Origin of the sequence: Marinitoga sp. 1138 (genome assembly GCF_013363265.1) — a bacterium.
GTDB classification, from domain to species: domain Bacteria; phylum Thermotogota; class Thermotogae; order Petrotogales; family Petrotogaceae; genus Marinitoga; species Marinitoga piezophila.
In genome coordinates, this window is the sequence record NZ_LBFA01000006.1 from 135,482 (window position 1) to 153,769 (window position 18,288).

22 protein-coding genes are annotated in these 18,288 nt (G+C 28.4%); 21 read left to right on the forward strand and 1 reads right to left on the reverse strand.

The annotated features are described in order from the left end of the window. Nucleotides 1–21: 21 nt before the first annotated feature. From XO11_RS02555 to XO11_RS02655, 21 genes are read left to right on the forward strand one after another with little or no spacing between them, the layout of a single operon-like run. Nucleotides 22–549: a cob(I)yrinic acid a,c-diamide adenosyltransferase gene (locus tag XO11_RS02555; protein WP_014296011.1), complete on the forward strand. Its 528-nt coding sequence runs from the start codon at nucleotides 22–24 to the stop codon at nucleotides 547–549. Between the two features lie 2 nt (nucleotides 550–551). After that, entirely contained in the window at nucleotides 552–830 is a 279-nt protein-coding gene (locus XO11_RS02560; protein WP_041638455.1) for a DUF503 domain-containing protein, read from the forward strand. 9 nt (nucleotides 831–839) lie between these two features. Next, nucleotides 840–1,415: a bis(5'-nucleosyl)-tetraphosphatase (symmetrical) YqeK gene (gene yqeK / locus XO11_RS02565; protein ID WP_175418116.1), complete on the forward strand. Its 576-nt coding sequence runs from the start codon at nucleotides 840–842 to the stop codon at nucleotides 1,413–1,415. After that, nucleotides 1,416–2,141, forward strand: coding sequence for a hypothetical protein (locus XO11_RS02570; protein WP_075780311.1), 726 nt, complete (start codon nucleotides 1,416–1,418; stop codon nucleotides 2,139–2,141). Between the two features lie 4 nt (nucleotides 2,142–2,145). Further along, a complete protein-coding gene (locus tag XO11_RS02575; RefSeq protein ID WP_014296015.1) occupies nucleotides 2,146–3,330 on the forward strand; it encodes an LCP family protein in 1,185 nt (394 codons plus the stop codon). After that, entirely contained in the window at nucleotides 3,327–4,400 is a 1,074-nt protein-coding gene (locus tag XO11_RS02580; RefSeq protein WP_014296016.1) for an ABC transporter permease, read from the forward strand. Before XO11_RS02575 ends, XO11_RS02580 begins: the two co-directional genes overlap by 4 nt. Further along, a complete protein-coding gene (locus tag XO11_RS02585) occupies nucleotides 4,390–5,025 on the forward strand; it encodes an ABC transporter ATP-binding protein (RefSeq protein WP_014296017.1) in 636 nt (211 codons plus the stop codon). The genes XO11_RS02580 and XO11_RS02585 overlap by 11 nt, the downstream gene beginning before the upstream one ends. A 2-nt stretch (nucleotides 5,026–5,027) precedes the next feature. After that, nucleotides 5,028–5,474, forward strand: coding sequence for a nucleoside-diphosphate kinase (ndk, locus tag XO11_RS02590; protein ID WP_014296018.1), 447 nt, complete (start codon nucleotides 5,028–5,030; stop codon nucleotides 5,472–5,474). Continuing rightward, nucleotides 5,471–6,637, forward strand: coding sequence for a class I SAM-dependent rRNA methyltransferase (locus XO11_RS02595; RefSeq protein ID WP_014296019.1), 1,167 nt, complete (start codon nucleotides 5,471–5,473; stop codon nucleotides 6,635–6,637). Before ndk ends, XO11_RS02595 begins: the two co-directional genes overlap by 4 nt. Nucleotides 6,638–6,641: 4 nt before the next feature. Beyond that, nucleotides 6,642–7,289, forward strand: coding sequence for a hypothetical protein (locus XO11_RS02600; protein ID WP_014296020.1), 648 nt, complete (start codon nucleotides 6,642–6,644; stop codon nucleotides 7,287–7,289). A gap of 4 nt (nucleotides 7,290–7,293) precedes the next feature. Further along, nucleotides 7,294–8,406: a glucose-1-phosphate adenylyltransferase subunit GlgD gene (gene glgD, locus XO11_RS02605; protein WP_175418118.1), complete on the forward strand. Its 1,113-nt coding sequence runs from the start codon at nucleotides 7,294–7,296 to the stop codon at nucleotides 8,404–8,406. 16 nt (nucleotides 8,407–8,422) lie between these two features. Then, a complete protein-coding gene (locus XO11_RS02610) occupies nucleotides 8,423–9,667 on the forward strand; it encodes a glucose-1-phosphate adenylyltransferase (RefSeq protein WP_014296022.1) in 1,245 nt (414 codons plus the stop codon). 11 nt (nucleotides 9,668–9,678) lie between these two features. Continuing rightward, nucleotides 9,679–10,707, forward strand: a complete 1,029-nt coding sequence (locus XO11_RS02615) for a DUF4899 domain-containing protein (protein ID WP_014296023.1) — start codon at nucleotides 9,679–9,681, stop codon at nucleotides 10,705–10,707. Further along, complete coding sequence (locus tag XO11_RS02620; RefSeq protein ID WP_175418119.1) at nucleotides 10,707–10,970, forward strand: hypothetical protein; 264 nt, start codon at nucleotides 10,707–10,709, stop codon at nucleotides 10,968–10,970. Before XO11_RS02615 ends, XO11_RS02620 begins: the two co-directional genes overlap by 1 nt. A 1-nt stretch (nucleotide 10,971) precedes the next feature. Further along, on the forward strand, nucleotides 10,972–11,859 hold the full coding sequence (locus XO11_RS02625; protein WP_075780314.1) for a radical SAM protein: 888 nt from the start codon (nucleotides 10,972–10,974) through the stop codon (nucleotides 11,857–11,859). Between the two features lie 13 nt (nucleotides 11,860–11,872). Next, complete coding sequence (rsxC, locus tag XO11_RS02630) at nucleotides 11,873–13,201, forward strand: electron transport complex subunit RsxC (protein WP_014296026.1); 1,329 nt, start codon at nucleotides 11,873–11,875, stop codon at nucleotides 13,199–13,201. After that, the gene (locus XO11_RS02635; RefSeq protein WP_014296027.1) at nucleotides 13,198–14,181 is read left to right on the forward strand and encodes an RnfABCDGE type electron transport complex subunit D; all 984 of its coding nucleotides are present in this window, start codon (nucleotides 13,198–13,200) and stop codon (nucleotides 14,179–14,181) included. The genes rsxC and XO11_RS02635 overlap by 4 nt, the downstream gene beginning before the upstream one ends. Next, nucleotides 14,178–14,885, forward strand: a complete 708-nt coding sequence (locus tag XO11_RS02640) for an RnfABCDGE type electron transport complex subunit G (protein ID WP_014296028.1) — start codon at nucleotides 14,178–14,180, stop codon at nucleotides 14,883–14,885. Before XO11_RS02635 ends, XO11_RS02640 begins: the two co-directional genes overlap by 4 nt. After that, nucleotides 14,885–15,502 (forward strand): electron transport complex subunit RsxE, encoded by a 618-nt coding sequence (rsxE, locus tag XO11_RS02645; RefSeq protein ID WP_014296029.1) that lies wholly within the window; start codon nucleotides 14,885–14,887, stop codon nucleotides 15,500–15,502. The genes XO11_RS02640 and rsxE overlap by 1 nt, the downstream gene beginning before the upstream one ends. After that, complete coding sequence (gene rsxA, locus XO11_RS02650) at nucleotides 15,499–16,074, forward strand: electron transport complex subunit RsxA (protein WP_014296030.1); 576 nt, start codon at nucleotides 15,499–15,501, stop codon at nucleotides 16,072–16,074. The genes rsxE and rsxA overlap by 4 nt, the downstream gene beginning before the upstream one ends. Nucleotides 16,075–16,087: 13 nt before the next feature. Beyond that, nucleotides 16,088–16,435 (forward strand): (Fe-S)-binding protein, encoded by a 348-nt coding sequence (locus XO11_RS02655; protein WP_014296031.1) that lies wholly within the window; start codon nucleotides 16,088–16,090, stop codon nucleotides 16,433–16,435. 44 nt (nucleotides 16,436–16,479) lie between these two features. Here the strand turns inward: XO11_RS02655 and XO11_RS02660 are convergent, their stop codons facing one another. Further along, on the reverse strand, nucleotides 16,480–18,210 hold the full coding sequence (locus XO11_RS02660) for a HAMP domain-containing histidine kinase (RefSeq protein ID WP_175418120.1): 1,731 nt from the start codon (nucleotides 18,208–18,210) through the stop codon (nucleotides 16,480–16,482). Nucleotides 18,211–18,288: the final 78 nt, after the last annotated feature.

The window sequence follows — 18,288 nt, forward strand, 5'->3', positions numbered from 1 at the left end:
GATTCTGGAAGGAGGAAGATAATGTCAATTAGCACTGGCGGTGGAGATAAAGGTCAAACAAGTTTATGGTCTGGCGAAAGAGTAGACAAAGATGATGCCAGGGTTGAAGCATACGGAACTATTGATGAATTATCATCTTTTTTAGGAGAAGCAAAACATTATGTAAAATCCTATAAAGTAAAAGATATTATCCACAAAGTTCAAGATAACCTTTTCAGGGTTGCAGGAGAACTTGCATCTGAAAGCAAACTTTTTGTTCAACCAATAACAAAAGAAGATGTAGATGAAATCACAAAACTTGTCCATTATTTTGAAGATGCAGTGCAATTAAAAGGCTTTGTTATACCTGGAACAACTATACAATCAGCAAAACTTGACATTTGTAGAACTATAGCAAGGCGTGCAGAAAGAAGAATAATAACTCTTTCTAAAAAAAATAAAGTAAATGAATACCTTATAAAATACGTAAATAGATTATCTGATCTTTTATTTATTATGGCAAGATTTGAAGAATACATCGAAGATAAAATCGAATATAAAAAGTGGTGAATATGAGAGTTTTATTGGCATATTATCAAATTAGATTATTTGATGTACATTCATTAAAAGAAAAAAGAAGCATTGTAAAACGACTTATAAATAAACTGAGAAAAAAATTTAATCTTGCAATAACTGAAAGCGATTTCCATGACAATAAACAATTGCTTGAAATATCTATAGTTACGCTTTCCAAAGATAAAGATTTCCTTATATCCTTTTTTGAAACCATAGAAGAAGAAATAGAAACAGAAGGTTTTACACTTTATTCTTCAGAATTTGAAATTTTATGAGGTGATATATTGGAAACAATAAAAGAAGAAATAAAAGAACTATTAAATAAACTCGTAAGCCCTTATAGATTAAAACATATTATGGGTGTAGCATATATGTCAAAAATACTCGCAAACCTATATGGTGTATCTGAATTAAAAGCTGAAATAGCCGCCTTTGGGCATGACCTTTTTAGGGATGTGAAACCTTATCGTTTCTTAAATATGGCAAAAAGTTATGGATTGGAACTCTCCAAGGCAGAAGTCAAAAATCCAATATTATTGCATGGAAAAATAGCCGCTGAATTCTTGAAAAAAAAATATAATATTTGTAATGATATTTATGAGGCTATATATTTTCATACAAGTGGCTGTAAATGCTTTAATACAAATATAATTGGAAAGATATTATTTATTTCAGATTCAATTGAACCTACAAGGAATTATGAAAATGTTGAGTATTTGAGAGAATTAGCAAAAAGAGATATTGAAAAAGCTTATATAGAAATATTAAAAAATAAAATAATTTATGCTATTGAAAAAAAACATTTATTGCTGTATGAAACTGTTGAAGCATGGAATTATAATATTATGGAGGTGGAGTAAGTGGCAACAAGATTACAGGTTGGAAATACAAGAAGAGGTTCATCAGGAAGTCTTATATGGATAATTTTATTAATTATAATAATTGCAGGTATTGGTGGAGTATATTATTTTTACAATAATTTAAAAAACAGCACAGAATTAAAGGCCGACTCAATTAGTTATCTCATTTCATATGAAGATGGAAAGAATACGGAAATTTATTTTGTTAGAATAAAAAATAATTCAAGAAAAATATTTATTGTAAAGAGTCCTGATAATGTTTATTATTCAGAAAAAAACCTTTATATTGATTCTTTAAAACCGGAGGAAGCTCTAACAAATTTTGAAGAAATTTTTGAAATCAATCCATCAACAATAAAATACTACTTTTCAGTAAAAAAAGATACAGTTCCTTCATTAGTTGCAAAGTTAAAGGGAAGTGGAACAACCATCGATAATTTCTTTGATACATTAAAAACTCGAAAATCAGGACTCATGGATATGTTTACAATTAATAAGTTAATAGACATAATCAGAAAAGATGGTAGCACAAATATCTCTTATAATGGAATGTTTGCATTATTACAGGCTTTTTCAAAATATTCAATTACTGGTTATGATAAATTGGAAATAAAAACACTTTTATCTCAGCCAATAGAGATTAACTTACCAGACTTAAAAAAAGATGTAAAAAGGAATTATATAGATAAAACTAATATTGAATCATTGAAGACTATTATGGAGTGATTAAATGAAATATTTTATGTATTTTCTGGGAATTATTTTCTCAATCATGGTTATCATTTCCATGATATATCCTTTTGTAAAAACATATGCAAATATAGAAAAACTTCCTGAAACATATTATTTTTTAGTTCTTGGGATGGATACAACAGATGTTAATGAAAAGGTTTCAAGGACAGATTCTATATTGTTAGTTGGAGTAAATACAAAAAAAGAAAAAATACTGGTTTTACCAATTCCCAGAGATTTACTTGTTACTATAAATAACAACACTTTAAGAGTAAATGCAATATATGTAAAATACGGCGCTAAAGAATTAATAAATTTATTAGAAAATATGTTTAAGGTGAAAATATCTGATTATCTTGTTTTTGACTATGGATTATTTAAAGAAGTCGGAAATCTTTTTGCACCTGTAAGAATATACGTTCCAAAAGATATGTATTATGAGGATTATCATCAAAATTTGCATATAGACTTTAAGCAGGGATATAACTATTTAAATGGAGAAGAGCTTTTATATTACGCTCGTTTTAGACATGATGCAATGGGTGATTTAGGGAGAATTCAAAGACAAAAGGACGTATTATTCGCCTTAATGAACGCAGCAAAAAGCTCAGGAATGTCAAAAATAATTAAATCCATTGATATAGTTTTAAAAAACACAGTAAATTCATTTGATTTTAAAAAATTATTCTCTCTGTTTCTGGTTTCAAAAAATGCAGAAATTAATTTTTTGAATTTGCCTGTTGAAATCGTTAATGATTACGTAAAGCTTTCTTCCAAAAATGCAGAATATATGCATCAATACCTTGTAAAATTTGAAGAACCAAAAGAAAATAAGAAAATATGGGTAACATTAATAAACAACATGGAAAGTTTTGGTTTAAGTTTTTATACTGTAACCAGAAACAGATGGACAAATGCGCGTGGATATTTAATTGAAATAGTAGATATACTTCCAAATGTCGATGGAATAAAACATAATAAATCATACATATTTATAAAAACTCCGGAATACAAGGAAAAGATATTAGAAGAAATACGCAAAAGATATAAAAATGAAACCTTTGAAATTGTTGATATAAAAGGAAATGAGATGGTGTATTTTTCTCTGATAAAATTTTTAAGCAATAATTACTATAACACTTTAAAATCAGATGCTATTATATTAGTGGGGAGTAATTTATGAAAGAAATAGTTATACTTATTAAAGGATTTTTGAAAAAAAACAGGAAACATTTCTTGTTTCCTTTTTTATCCATTTTGATAGGTGTTTGGGGAATGATTGTTGTTATATCTGTAATAAAAGGTTTTGATGTTTTGTTAATAAGGTCTATTACCTCTTTTAATCCACACATCACCATTTTTCAACAATATAACAAAAAAATTCCTGAAGAAATTTCAAGAATAAAATTTTCCACATATCAGGGTTTTTTTAATATTTACGGTAAAAAAATCGGCGCAAGTTTAATGGAAGTAGATGATATAACAATATTTAAAAAGTTATTGGTAAAAGGTTCCTTTGAAAAAGCAGTAATAGGAAATGCTTTAGCTCAAAATTTAAATATAGATATTGGGGACAATTTAAATCTTATATATACAGATGACTCTGGAAATATTAAGATGAAAATACTAAAAGTTTCTGGAATATTCAAATCAGGAATATACATTGTAGATTCTGCTTTCATTTTACAAGAATCAACTAAAAAATCTTATAATTATATAGGTATCTACTTAAAAAATCCAGAAAAAGCTCAGGAAATTAAAAGTAAATATTTAAATGGAATCTTATCTACAACCTGGGAAGAGCAAAATGAAAATTTTGCCAAAGCCGTTGAAATGGATTCATATTTTGCAATGTTAATTACCTTTTTTGTAGTTTTTATGAGCGGATTTAGCATTTCAAATTCTGTTATGTACTCTATTTTTGTTAGAAAAAGAGAAATTGGAATTTTAAAATCGCTTGGTATGGGAAAACAAAAAATAGCTATGGTTTTTATTGGAGAAAGTATGATAATTGCTCTTGTAGGATTTGTTTTTGGAAGCATCTTATCAATAATTACAGTAAAAATACTTGAAAATGTTAATATTCCTATACCACAAAATATCTTCTATATCGATAAAATCCCATTTTATTTATCCTCAACAGATATAATATTAGCCTTTATATTTATCACATTATTATCTTTTACTTTTTCTTTTATTTCATCTCGAAAGCTTCTTTCTTTTGATATTGTAGAGGTGCTTCATGGTGAATAATATTATTGAGATAAAAAATATTTCATATTCATATGATGGAAATCATAATGTTTTAGAAAATATAAATTTTTCAATTCCGGAAAATTCATATTTCGGCATTTATGGTCATTCTGGAAGCGGGAAAAGCACTTTATTATTTTTAATTGGAAACTTATTAAAAATTCAAACTGGAACAATTGAATATAATTTTGAATTTCATAAGAAAAAAATTGGTTTTGTTTTTCAATTTTTCAATTTAATAAACGAGCTCACTATTTTTGAAAATGCCAGATTAGCTCAATTAATACGCGTAAAAAAAGAAAATAAAAATGAAATTATGGATTATGCTAATTTATTAGGAATAGAATCAATTATAAATAAATATCCTCATGAAATATCTGGTGGTGAACAACAAAGAGCCAGTATTTTAAGAGCCATTGTTGGTGATACAAAAATAATTTTAGCAGATGAACCAACAGGAAGTTTAGACCTAAAAAACAAAGAAATTGTTTTTAACCTTTTTAAAGAGTTAAAAAATATCGGCAAAACAATTGTTGTTGTTTCTCACGAATCAAAACTTCTTCAATACTGTGATTATTCAATAAAATTAGAAAATGGTAAAATCAAGGAGACAGGGGGGATTTAAGTATGGTAGAAAGAGAATTTATTTTTTTGAAACCCAACACTATAAGAAGAGGATTAACAGGAGAAGTTATCAGTAGATTGGAAAGAAGAGGAATAAAGATTATTGCCTTAAAAATGATACAGTTTACAAGAGAACAGGCTGAAAAACTATATGAAGAACACAAAGATAAACCTTTTTATAATGAGTTAATTGATTTTGTATTATCTGGTCCTTCTGTTGTTATGGTAGTAGAAGGACCAAGAGTTATAGAAATGGTAAGACACATAATAGGTGCAACAGATCCATTAAAAGCTTCTCCAGGAAGTATAAGAGGAGAATTTGGAATGAGTGTTACAAAAAATATTGTTCATGCTTCAGACTCACCAGAAAAAGCAGAAAGAGAAATGAAAATCTTCTTCAGTGAAGAGGAAATTTTAAACTATAGATTGGATGTGCAGGGCGATTTATGATAGTAGTGACTTTAAAAAAAGGAAAAGAAAAAAAGATTAAAAATGGATATTTATGGATTTTTAAAGATGAAATTTCCGAAATCACCGGTGAAAAAAAAGACGGTGAATTGTGCAATGTTTTTTCAAAAGATTTTGAATATATAGGAAAAGGATTTTTTTCAAATAGCTCAAATATTGCTGTAAAAATCTTAACCTTAAAAGATGAAAATATAGATAAAAATTTCTTCTTAAATAAATTCAAAACCGCATTATTAATAAGAAAAGGATATGGAGATTCATATCGTTTTTTCCATGCAGAAGCTGATGGAATTCCTGGAATAATAATAGATAAATATGAAAAATTTCTTGTAATTCAGTTTAGAAATAAAGGTGTAGAAAATTTCAAAAATGAAATTATAGATGCATTGATTGACTTATTTGGAAATGAAATTAAAGGAATATATGAAAGAAGTGATTTTGAAACATCTTCAAAAGAAAATCTTGAAAGAAATGTGGGTCTTTTATATGGAGAAAATCCACCAGATAGATTTACTATTGAAGAAGAAGGTATAAAATATATTGTCGATATAAAAAATGGCCAAAAAACTGGTTTTTTCTTCGATCAAAGAAAAAATAGAATATATATAAGACAATATTCAAAAGATGCTACAGGATTTGACGGATATTCATATACAGGTGGTTTTGCATTAAACATGGCTGTTTTTGGCGCAAAACGCGTTGTTGCTGTTGATAAAGATGAATACGCTATTGAATTATTAAAGGAAAATGCAAAATTGAATGGTGTAGAAGATAAAATCGAAGCAATATATGGAGATGTAGAAAAATATCTTGAAAATACAGATTATAAATTTAATCTTATGATGTTAGACCCACCATCTTTAATAAAAAAGAAAACTGAAAGGCATAAAGGCGTTCAAATATTCAAACGAATATCTCGATCCGGTATTCTAAAACTCGAAGATAATGGCATATTAAGCGTATGTAGCTGCGCCTATCAGGCAGATATAGATTTGTTGGTAGAATCTTTAAGAAGAAGTGTTGAATTTGAAGGAATTAGATTAAATGCAATAGATATCATTACTCAATCTAACGATCATCCATGGATACTTCAAATACCTGAAAGCTTATATTTGAAATGTATGTGGATAAGAATTTTGAGGTGAATTTATGCCAAGTATGCTTGCACATATTATATACGCAATGAAAAAACACAATAATTGGAACACGGAACTATACCTTGGAGCTCAAGGGCCAGATGTATTCTTTTACGCAAATGAAAAAAAATATAAAGAAATTGGAGATATATTGCATAAAATATCATCTAATGAATTTAAAGAAATAATGAAAGGGTTCCCGAATGATTTTTATAAAGGTTTCATATTGCATATGGAACTTGATGAAAAATTACATGGTATCATTAATTCATATTATTCAGAACCAATTTCTCATACGCATTTTGAATATAATTTTGACGAATTATTATCTTTAAAAATATATGGAATGCATTTTATTGAACAAAAATGGTGGAAAATTCTACAGATTGAAAATATAGAAATTATTGACAGAAAATTCAATGATGTATTAAAAAAAGAATTTGGAATAACAGGTATAAGTTATGGTTATGCGTACAAAAAAATGCTTAAAAATTTAAAATTATTATTTCAATATCCAATATTCAAAAAAAATCTTTTAATGCCTGTTATAAAATTAATTGGCCTGGATTATTCATATTTATATCCAGATATCAAAGACAAGGATATTGAAAAATTAAAACATCTTGAAAGGGAATTTTTCGACTTATTTGAGGGGGAATGATAGAATGAAAGTTCTCGGTTTAATTCTGGCAGGTTCATCAAAAAGCGGTATTGAACAATTAACAATGAAAAGAGCCAGTGCAGCAGTTCCGGTATTTGGAAAGTATAGAGCTATAGATTTTACAATTAGTAATTTTGTAAATTCAAAAATTAAAAAAGTTGGTGTGCTGACACAATATTATCCACGAAGTTTAATGGATCATCTCGGAAGCGGTAAAGAATGGGATCTCGACAGAAAAACAGGCGGTTTATTTATTTTACAACCTTTTTTTAGAAAAAAAGACGAAATCCCTGTTTATAAAGGTACTGCTGATGCCATATTTCAGAATATGACGTTATTAAGGCGTGGTGACGAAGATTTCGTTTTAATTGGTTCTGGTGATCATATATATAATTTTGACTTTTCAGAATTATATAGATTTCATCTTTCAAATGCTGCTGATATATCCATATTAACAAAAGAAATTGATAATGAAAAGGAATTGTCTCAATATGGCCAGGTAATTACAGAAAATGATGGAAGAATTACAGAATTCTACGAAAAACCTGAAGAAATAAAATCAAAAAGAATTTCACTTGGAGTTTATTTTATAAATAAAGCACTTTTAATAGAATTACTTTACACCAGTATTCCTAATGGCGGTAAAGACCTTGTAAAAGATATTATAATTCCGAATCTAAAAAAATTAAGAGTATATGCCTATGATTTCAAAGGATACTGGTCAAATATAAAAAAATCCATAGAAACTTATTATAATACAAATATGGATATATTGAAAAAGGAAATACGACAGGAATTATTCTATCAAAATAAAATATATACCAAATTAAAAGATTATGCGCCACCTAAAATTAACATTAATGCCAGCGTTAAAAATTCATTTATTGCCGATGGAACAATAATAAATGGAATGGTTAAAAATTCCATTATTTCACGAGGTGTTCGAATAAAAGCAGGTGCGGTAGTGGAAAATTCCATTATATTACAGGACACAATAATTTCTGAAGGAAGCGTTATAAGAAATGCCATTATTGATAAAGACTGTGAAATACGTGAAGGCAGGGAAATTATTGGTGAAAATGACATTAAAGTAATTGAGAAAGGTACTATTATATAGTATTGGGGGGAGAAAGATGAATGTTGTTGCTTTAATACTTGCTGGTGGTCAGGGGACAAGACTTGGCGCTATTACCGAATACCTTGCAAAGCCAGCAGTTCCATATGGAGGAAAATATAGAATTATAGATTTTGCTTTAAGTAATTGTGTAAATTCTGGAATACATAATGTAGGAGTTTTAACTCAATATAGACCCCATATTTTAAATAAACACCTTGGAATAGGTCGTCCATGGGATCTTGATATAAAAACCGGAGGATTAACTATACTTCCACCTTACGTAAGCAATACCGATCAATCGTGGTATCGAGGAACAGCAGATGCCATATACCAGAATATAGAATATATTGATAGCCATAACCCTGATTTTGTAGTAATTCTTTCAGGTGATCACATATATAAAATGGATTACAATGAAATGATTGATTACCACATTGAAAAAGGTGCTGATATAACAATTGCCTGTATGGAAGTACCTATTTCAGAAGCACATAGATTTGGGATAATGGTTACAAATTCTTTTGGAAAAATTGTTGAATTTCAGGAAAAACCAGCAGAACCTAAAGGAAACCTTGCTTCTCTAGGAATATACGTATTTTCGTGGGAAATTTTAAGAAAATTATTAATAGAAGATGCTGAAGACGTAAATTCAGATCATGATTTTGGTAAAAATATAATACCAAAAATGCTTGAAAACAAAAATGAATTATATGCTTTTAATTATGAAGGCTATTGGAGAGATGTTGGAACTCTTCAATCATACTGGGAATCTAATCTTGAATTATTAGGACCTATGCCATTATTAAATCTACATGAAATTAACTGGAAAATATATACACAATCTGAAGAATTACCCCCAGCATATATTTCAGAAAAAGCCCATTTAATTGGTTCACTTGTAAGTGAAGGAAGTGAAGTGTATGGCTCTGTTGAAAATTCTGTAATTTTCCAGGGTGTAATAATCGAAGAGGGTGCTGTGGTAAAAGATTCTGTTATAATGAACAGCTGTGTAATAAAAAAAGGTGCTTATATTGAAAAAGCTATAATATGTGAAAGAGCTGAAATAGGTGAAAATTCTAAAATAGGTATAGGTGAATATGCAGAAAACTCTTATAATTCAAAAGTTTATAATTCTGAAATAACTTTAATAGGGTTCGATGTAAAAATCCCTTCAGGAATTGAAATTGGGAAAAATGTTTTAATTGGAAATGGTGTGAAGGAAATTGAAAACAATATTCCTTCAGGAGGGTATATTCTTTAGGAGGGGAAATTATGGATTTTTATGCAGTTAAGTTCTTTGCAACATCATCGTTAACAGCCGAAGTAATAGTTGGGTATATGTTTGGTAAACAAAAGGGTGCCCCTGAATATAAAATGTTATCAATACCAAAATCCAAACTTCCGAAGTTTGAAATACCGGATATTAATCTCTCATATATTGAGTATAAATCTAAAATTGAAGAACTTTATTACAATGCTATCAAGGATTCAACAGTTCTTGACTTAAATAAGCAATTTTTAGCTTTTGTTCAATCAACAATAAAAAAATATGGTCCTGAAATTATCAATGCTAAAATGTTTTTAGGAGTGCGAGATTCAGACATTATTATTGTAAAAGCTATACTTTCTGAAATCCTGGAAGAATGGGAAGGAGAAGTAAACATAAAAGTTGTTGCTGAAAAACTTACATATCAGGATTTAGTATGGTTAATGACACAAAATAGAAGTTTTACTGATAAAGAAAAATCATATTTAAATAGAATTGATGTTCAAAACTCACCTGAAGTTTTACCTTTATCTGATCCATTAACCGGATTAACCATTAACAATCTCGATGTTGGAGACCCTATTTATTCATTGGTTATTGATCCAATAGATCCTGCAAATGTAAACAAATTAAAGGAACTTTATCCAGATAAATTTGATGATAGCGGAAAAAATATAATGCCTATTGAATCTCAGCTTGTAGCTAAAGAATTGATTCCTGAAACAGACTATTTCTTCATTAAGGTCGATCTGGGAAGTGGGCTTATTGGAAAAGCTGTAATATCAAAAAATCTAAAAATGATGGTCGATGCAAAAAAAATTGAAGAAATGCATAAAAAAAGAGAAGAATATTTTAATCCACCAGAAGATAAAATAATAGGCGATGTTATAAAAGATTCAATTGCAGGTTTAAAAAAAGAAGCAAATTTACCAGAAAATAAGGTTAGAACATCTGATATTCTTATAATATTAGGACTTTCATTAGGATTAATTGTAGGAGCGTTGCTCCTTGGAATCTGGATGGGGGTCTTTTAGTGAAAATTTACTCTTTATTCTTAATAATTTCTTTAATAATTATAGGTATTGTATTTAATTTATATATGGTAAATTATATATATAGAAATGCTGTATATAGGAATAAAGAATTTGAAAATGGATTAAAAAAAATAAATGAAACAGAAAAAATGTTTTCAAATGGCGATTATAAAACGCTTATAATATATTCTTCAAAAGAGGCTACATTAATAAAATTAATTTTCGACAATGTGGTGGAGGGGATAAAAATTCAGGAGGAATAAAATGAAAATAAAATTATCCTATGCAACAGCTGCAATTTTGGGATTAAAAAAAGGAAAAATCAACTTTGAAATGCCTACTGCATATTTAATGCTTGGTGAAAAATGTCAATATAATTGTAGTTTTTGTGCTCAGGCAAAAGATGCAAAATCAGATGTTGATTATTTATCAAGAATAAAATGGCCAGAATATGATGTTGAAATATTTTTAAACAAATTAGAAGAACTTAATCCATTTAAAAGATTATGTATTCAAGTAGTAAATTCTATTGGATATTTTGAAGAATTAAAAAGTTTTTTGGAGAAAATTAAAGATTTTAATGTATTAAAAGCAGTTTCATTAAGGCCAAAAGATTTTGACGAAATAGATGAAATATTTTCATATGGAATAGATAATCTGGGTATTTCCATTGATGTTGCTAATAAAGATTTGTATTCTGAAATTAGAGGAGGAAGTTTTGACTTCCTCTTTGGTATGTTGACAGATGCATCAAAGAAATATCCTAATAAGATTACAACACATATAATTGTTGGTCTTGGTGAAAGTGATAAAGATTTAGTTGAACTAATGCTAGAAATGAAAAAAATAAATGTACTGGTTTCTTTATTTTCATTCACTCCAATAAAAGGCACTAAATTGGAAAATCTTGAGCCTCCTTCTATTGAAAGATATAGAATTATACAATATGCTCGTGAAATAATAGAAAAAAACGATGTTTCAATAGAAGATTTTGTATTTGATGAAAATCAAAAATTAGTAAGATTACCTCACATAGATTTTGATGTAGAAGAAGCAATAAAAACCAGTGGATGTAGTTATTGTACACGACCATATTATAACGAAAAGCCAAATAAGGTATTATATAATATTCCAGAAAGTAGGAAGTTCTGAAAGGAGGCTGGCGATGGGATTTTTAACCTTTAAAGGTGGGGTTCATCCACCAGAAAAAAAAGAATTAGCAGAACATGTTCCAATTAAGGTATTACCTTTACCAGAAAAGGTATATGTTTATACTACAAATCATATTGGAGCACCTGCTAAGATTATTGTTGAGGTTGGTCAGAAGGTTAAAACAGGTCAGAAGATTGGTGAAGCTAACGGATTTATTTCAGCAAACATTCATTCTCCTGTTACCGGTGAAGTAGTGGAAATTACAAAAATGACAAACGCTGCTACTGGTACAAAGAATGACGTTATCGTTATTCAAAGAACTGGAGAAGATGAATGGGAATTAATTCCAAACCACGGTGATTACACAAAGAAATCACCTCAGGAAATTGTTGAGATTGTAAAAGAAGCTGGTATTGTTGGGCTTGGTGGAGCTATGTTCCCTTCACATGTAAAAATGTCAATTCCAGAAGGGAAAAAAGCAGAGTTTTTAATTATCAACGCTGCAGAGTGTGAGCCATATATAACAATAGACCACAGAATGATGCTCGAAAGATCAAAAGACATCATCAAAGGTATTAAAATTATTATGAAAGCTATTGGCGTTGATAAAGCATATGTTGGAATTGAAAGCAACAAACCTGATGCAATTGAAGAAATGAAAAAAGCTGCTTCAGGTGAACCTATTGAGATTAAAGTTCTTCAAACCAAATATCCACAGGGTGCTGAAAAACAATTAATTTATGCAATAACCAATAGAGAAGTTCCTTCAGGGGGATTACCTCTTGATGTTGGAGCTGTCGTTTTTAACGTTTCAACAGCATATGCTATTTACGAAGCTGTTGAAAAAGGAAAACCGCTTGTTGAAAGAGGAATTACATTAACAGGAGAAGGCGTTAAAAAACCAGGTAATTTCATATATAGAATAGGTACATTAGCAAAAGACTTATTGGATCATGTAGGTCTTGTTGAAGAAGATAAAATCGATAGAATATTATATGGTGGTCCAATGATGGGAATCCCACTTCCTAACATTGAATTACCAACATTTAAAGGAAACAATGCATTAACTGTAATGACCAAAGATGTAGTTCCAAATAGAGAAACATATCCATGTATAAGATGTTCAAAGTGTGTTCAGGCATGTCCAATTAATCTCTTACCTTATTTGCTTAAAATGCAAATTGATAAGAGAGAATATGATAAAGCTATGGAATATGGTCTTATGGATTGTATAGAATGTGGTTCTTGTTCATATGGATGTCCTGCAAATATTGATCTTGTAAAAACATTTAAAACAGGTAAAAAAGTTGCAAGAGCTTTAAAAGGGAGGGCCAAAAAATGAAGTTAAATATGGCAGCTGGTCCACATCTAAGGACAGATGATAGTGTAAGAAAGGTAATGGTTGATGTATTAATAGCCCTCATCCCATCATTCCTCGTATCAGCTTGGGTATTTGGATTCAGGGCTGTATGGATTATGTTATTCTCAATGGTTGCAGCAGAAGCTCTTGAATTTTATATAATGAGAGTTTTAAGAAAGAAAAAAGACTTTAAACCTGATTTTAGTGCATCAGTCACAGGTTTATTATTGGCAATGAATTTAAGTTTAGCAGTAACCTGGTGGCAAATATTAATAGGTGTATTTGTTTCTATTGTTTTAGGAAAACATGTATATGGAGGTCTTGGAAGAAATATCTTTAACCCTGCATTAGTTGGAAGGGTGTTTATGCTTATTTCTTTCCCTGTTGCAATGACCACATGGTATAGACCATTTTATTACAAATATGACACTATTACAACAGCAACACCACTTGCTATATTAAAAGAAAAAGGTTTAGACTCATTAAACAACTGGGCAGACTATACAATAAATTTAAAAACATTATTTATTGGTACAATTCCTGGTTCAATTGGTGAAGTTAGTGCAGCAGCATTATTATTAGGATTTGCATATCTTGTATATAAAAAGAGAATAAAGATTTTGATTCCTGTTTCATATATAACAACTGTATTCGTAATTTCTGGTATATTCTATTTAATTGATCCAACAAAATACGCAAGTCCATTATTCCACATTTTAAGTGGAGGTATAATGTTAGGTGCATTATTTATGGCTACAGATATGGTAACAAGTCCTATGACACCAAAAGGACATATTATATTTGGTATAGGTTTAGGTATTATTACAATGGTTATTAGACTTTTTGGAGCTTATCCAGAAGGAGTTTCATTCTCAATATTAATCATGAATGCTCTAGTTCCTCTTATTGATATATATGCTAAGCCACGTATTTTTGGCACAACAAGAGGTGGTAAAAAATGAAGGAATATATGAAAACAGGTTTTATATTAATGTTATTTATAGTCATTTCTGGATTTATTGTTGCAACAGTTTATGTATCTACAAAACCTGCAATTGACAATGCAGAATTAAATGCAAAATTAAAAGCTATAAAAAAGGTTTTAATTGATTCAAGAAACGGTGGATTATTGCTTTCTGAAGATAAAATCCCAACTTCTTTACAACAATTACAAAGTGCTGAATGGGATTCATCAGATACAGGCATATTATACGAAGGAAAAAGTACAAAGGTTTATTCACCTGTATATAAATATACCAATAAAGATGGTAAAGATATATATGTATTAACAGTTTCAGGTATAGGATTCGGTGGTGAAGTTATCTCTGTAATTTCTTTTGTAAAAGATGGTAAAGAATTATATTTCAATAATCTTGAAGTAATTTCATACTCACAGGAAACTCCTGGCTTAGGTGCCAATATAGCTTTAGATAAGGTAAAAAAGAGATTTTATCCTATAAGTTATGAAGGATTATTAAACGGTGTAAAGGTTAATAAAGATGCTGGAGTAATTCTTTCTACACCAGAACAAATGAAAGAAGGAAAAGAAAAAGGTATTGTTCAAACAAGTGATATTATGACAGGTGCTACTATTACACCAAGAGCAGTAGCAGATTCAATAAATGCTGGATTTGAGTACCTCAAATCTAAAGGGGTGATTCAATAATGGCTGATATTAAAAATTTTAAAGCTGGTTTAGTACAGCAAAACCCTGTATTTGTTCAGGTTTTGGGCATGTGTCCAACACTTGCAACTACAACAAATGCAGAAAATGCTTTAGGTATGGGACTTGCTACATTATCAGTTTTAACATTATCAAATATTGTTATTTCTATAATTAAAAAATGGGTACCTAAAAACATAAGAATTCCTATTTATATTGTAGTTATCGCATCATTTGTTACTATGGTTGACTTATTAATGCATGGCTATACATATGATTTATGGAAAACTTTAGGTTTATTTATTCCTCTTATTGTTGTTAACTGTATAATCCTCGGTAGAGCTGAATCATTTGCTTCAAAAAACTCTATCCTCGATTCTATATACGATGCTTTAGGTATGGGTTTAGGTTTTACAGGAGCGTTAGTATTACTTGGTTCAGTAAGAGAATTACTCGGTAATGGAACTATTTTCGGTTTCCCAATTTGGGGAGATGCTATGAAGTTATATGTTATGATATTACCACCAGGAGCCTTCTTAGTTTTAGGTATGTTACTTGCAATGTTTAATGCTATTGCAATTAATAACAGAAAAAAGGCAAAGGCTGGTGATAAGAAATGAAGCTTTTCTTTATATTTTTATCAGCAATTTTAGTAAATAATTTTGTATTATCTAAATTCCTTGGTATATGTCCGTTCCTTGGAGTTTCTAAAAAAATTAGTTCAGCTTCAGGTATGTCAATGGCTGTTATTTTCGTTATGGTTGTTGCAAGTACTATAACATGGTTCTTGAATTTATTGCTTGTAAAACTTGGCCTTGAATTCTTAACAACAATTGTATTTATACTTGTTATTGCCACATTAGTTCAATTTATAGAATTTTACATAAAAAAGGTATCTCCAAATCTCTATGAAGCATTGGGTATTTACCTTCCTTTGATTACAACAAACTGTGCTATCTTAGGTCTTGCATTAATTAACGTAATGAATGGATATACACTTGTTGAAACAATTATAAATGCTTTAGGTGCAGGATTTGGTTTTGGTATGGCATTAATAATTTTTGCTGCTATGAGAGAAAGATTGGATTATTATGATATTCCTGAACCATTTAAAGGAACAGCAATTGCATTAATTACAGCTGGATTGTTATCAATGGCATTTATGGGATTCTCCGGTCTCATAAAAATATAAGGGAGGAGTTATAATGTCTATAATCATAAATGCAGTAATCTTGCTTGCTATATTGGGGTTTTTAGCAGGAACATTTCTTGCTTTTGCTGAAAAGAAATTTGAAGTTAAAGAAGATCTTAGAGTAATATTCGCAGAAAATTTATTACCCGGTATTAACTGTGGTGCTTGTGGATATCCTGGATGTCCTGGTTTCGCAAAAGGATTTGTAAATGGCGATGTAAAAGCTGATGGATGTTTACCTGGAAAAAGACAGGGAGTGCCTGAAAAACTTCAAAAACTTGCAAAAATGTCTGATGAAGAATTAGAAAAAATCTGGGAAGAAATTGGTGAAGATCCAGATAAAATAAAAGAAAAATTTTAATGTTAAAAGAGGCTTGAATCGATGATTCAAGCCTCTTTTATTTTTTAAGAAAGTTTTTCTAATAATATTTTTTTAAAAAATAAAACATCTTTATCTTCTGGATTTTGTTCTATATAATTCAACCAATTGTACAATTCAGTAAATTCATAATTATTTAGATAATCTTTTAATCTCCCTACTTCTTTTGAATTATTAATATTCGTTTCTTTTAATATTTCTATGTATAATTCCAATATTTCATTTATTAATTCTTCAGCCTGCAAAACTGTGTATTTCTTCTCAACAAGATATTCAATATACCTTGATTTTAAATTTTCAAAATCAAATTTATCAAAAAATTCTTTATAATTAATCGGTATCCTAAATAATATAGATGTATTTTCAGAAGTTTGATTTATATAATATGTAGCTCGCAATATTTTTAAATATTCCTTTATTATCAATACTCCATAAACTTCGAAATTTATTATCTTAGTTATATTTTTATTATTAAACAGCAACAAGAAATCATTTAATAATGTATCTGTTGTAGTTATTTTTATCTCTAAATTATTTTTTAGCATTATATATTCAATAGTAATATCACAATTATCTGAATTTTGAAGTAACATCGAAAGCAATTCATACATTATTCTAAAAATTGCATTTTTATTTGAAAAAACATATTCCTTTTCAGTTTTTATTTCTGAAATAATTTTTATGTTTTTATTATTTAAAATTGGCGATATTGAATATATTAGTTCATTATGCAATCCATTTAATTTAAAAAAGATAAATAATGTATTATCGTTCTCAAGATATACAAATTTTGAAATATCCTGAAATTTTCGAACAATATTTCTAATTTCTATAATGTTATTGTTAATTATTTTTATACTTTTTTCATCACCGCCATTTAAAAATATATAATCTAAAATATTCTGGAGTGGATTATTAATCATATGGGAAAAATCATTAATAAAACTTTTGTATGATACATATAATGTCTCCATTTGTTCTCTTAACTCTTCTATTCCTTCCAAACTATTTTTCAATTCAGTTTGAGTTTTTATTATTTTATTTTTTAATTTTAATGCTTCATCTAATTTTGGTTCTACTTCCTCTAATTTATCAAAGTTTTCATTTAAAAATTTTAAATCAATAGTAGTATATTCTTTTGTATATTTAATAAGAAAATATAGCATTAATAACTCAAAGAAAAGCAACAGCACATAAATCAATATTATATGTGGTTCAAATATATCAAGAAATTGCACTTTTTTTAGAAAATAGAAATCAATATTATTAAAGGTTAAGATTTTTATTAAATCACTGTCAAAAAAGATCTCATTAATTTCACCACTTTTATTTATATATATTCCTTTTTTAACTGCTATTATTGGAAGAGGTGTAAATGCATTTAAAAAATCTATTAAATCTGAAACTCTATATGCATAAAAATACTTTTTATTTTTAATAATAAGAGATTTTATTATAAAAAGTTTTTTATTGATTTCATTTATAGAGTTTATATAAAAATCATTATACACAATATGTTTATTTTCATCCCAGATAATAATATCAAGAATTTTAAATGTAAAATTCTTATTTTTTAAATAAGAAGATATTCCACTTTCTATTTTATTGTTAAGCTTTAAAAATTCATTTTTTATCGCTGTTTGATGTTGATCTGCTACAAAAATATTCAACTCATTTTTTATATATATAGAAAATGAAAATAACGTAATGACAATTAATAAAAAAATTGAATAAAAAAATATTTTGAAATTTTTCATATTTTTTCCTCCAAAAAATATAATACACATTTATTATATCACAAATAAAAAAAACGGATCCAACGGATCCGCTAAATG